This is a genomic window from Rhodoferax sp. (assembly GCF_039922535.1).
GTDB lineage: Bacteria > Pseudomonadota > Gammaproteobacteria > Burkholderiales > Burkholderiaceae_C > Rhodoferax_B.
On the sequence record NZ_JBDTEM010000262.1, the window covers coordinates 1 to 1,566 of the forward strand.

Sequence of the window (1,566 nt, forward strand, 5' to 3'; positions counted from 1 at the left end):
CCGACTGCACCGACCGCGAACGCGCCTACGCAGGCGAATACCTGCACACCGACGGCTCGGACGTGCACTGGGCCATGCTGCGCGCCTGCGCCCAGTCGGTGGCCAACCATGCGCTGTGCCAGTTCCAGGACGTGATGGGTCTGGACGGCAAGCACCGCATGAACACCCCCGGTACCATTGGCTGCTGGACCTGGCGCTTCAAGTGGGACTGGGTGACCGGCGAAGCCACCGAAAAGTTGGCGCGCATCACCGCCGCCAGCGGCCGCACCCGTTTTGACCGTTTGCCGTTGCCCGCCTACCCCGAAGGTAAAAACAAACCGTAGGACTTGCGGCACAATGGTCAGCCCTGTTGTATTTTTTATAGCAGCCCGTGCAGGTGGAATCTGCGCTGGAAGCCGATTTAGCTTGTATTTATTGCACAAGGTGTTGTATGACCATTACCCAAGTCTTCGCCGTGGTGGCGGTTGTTCTGTGCTTTGTGGGGATGGTGCTGGCCGCCATGGCAGCGCTGATTGCCCACCGTGCCGCCCGCGCGGCTACGGCAGCCCACCACGCTACGGCGCAGTTGCTGCGTGAATTTGAAGTGCGGGCGGCAGTGTCCACGGCCAGCGCGGTGCTGGCAGAAGCCACGCGGGCCCAGCAGCAGGCCAACGAACTCAGCCGCGCCTATGGCATGCTGGCGCTGTTTTCGCGCAACTTCGGCGAAGCCGAGATGCAAAAATCCCAGGAAATGGCCGACAACCAGGCCCATCTGGCGGGCCAGATCGCCTCCCAGGCGAAAGAGTTCGTCTCCGCGCACCGCGATGTCGGCGACCCTACTCCCGAAAACCTGGATAAGGCTGTGAACGACTTCCAAAAGGCCCTGGTCGCGGTACGCTCCATGCGCGCCGAGGTAGAACGTGAACTAGAGGGCGTAGAAAGCCAGCGCGGCGAGCTGCGTTAAAGCAATTCCGCTAAAGCACCGCCCGGCGCTGCCACCACCCGAGCGCTTCGTTCGACACCAATGCACCAAGCACCAGGGTGCCGCCCAGCAGCACCACCATACCGGGGGCTTCGTTCGCCCCCAGCCAAGCCAGGGTGATGCCAAACAAAACCTCCAGCAGCTGCAACAGTGACACCTCAGGAGCCTTTAGAACCCGAGCGCACCAGACCGACAGGATGCACGGAATCGCCAATTGCACCGAACCCAGCATGGCCAGCAGGCCCAGGTCGTGCGGCGTCGCCTGCAACGGCAGGGCCAGCGGCAAGGTCACCAGCGACGACAGTACGGCGCCAACCAATACCGAAGGCACCAAGTCCACCTCCTTGCCCTGGGCGTGGCTGCGTTGCACCACGGTCCAGTTCACGGCGCTGGCCAGGGGGACGCACAGTGCAATCAAAGTACCCACCAGCTGGCCCGTGCCACCCGCAGAACTCAGTTGTGTGCCGTACATCACCACAATGCCCGCCCCGGCCACCGCAATCGCCACCCAGGTCCGCATCGGCAGCCGGTGCCCAATGGCAAACCGCGCCAGCAAAGCCGTGAGCAGCGGGGCAATCGACATGGTGACCAGCACATTTGCCACC

The 1,566-nt window shown here is 63.4% G+C and carries 3 protein-coding genes; 2 read left to right on the forward strand and 1 reads right to left on the reverse strand.

Translation table 11 applies throughout. The annotated features are described in order from the left end of the window. Window positions 1–323: 4-alpha-glucanotransferase (locus ABI213_RS12050; RefSeq protein ID WP_348027255.1), on the forward strand; the 323-nt coding region annotated here is incomplete at its 5' end. A 107-nt stretch (window positions 324–430) separates the two neighbouring features. After that, complete coding sequence (locus ABI213_RS12055) at window positions 431–943, forward strand: hypothetical protein (protein ID WP_348007808.1); 513 nt, start codon at window positions 431–433, stop codon at window positions 941–943. A 10-nt stretch (window positions 944–953) separates the two neighbouring features. Here ABI213_RS12055 and ABI213_RS12060 read toward each other — a convergent pair. Then, the coding region (locus tag ABI213_RS12060) for a DMT family transporter (RefSeq protein ID WP_348027258.1) at window positions 954–1,566 on the reverse strand (613 nt) is incomplete at its 5' end.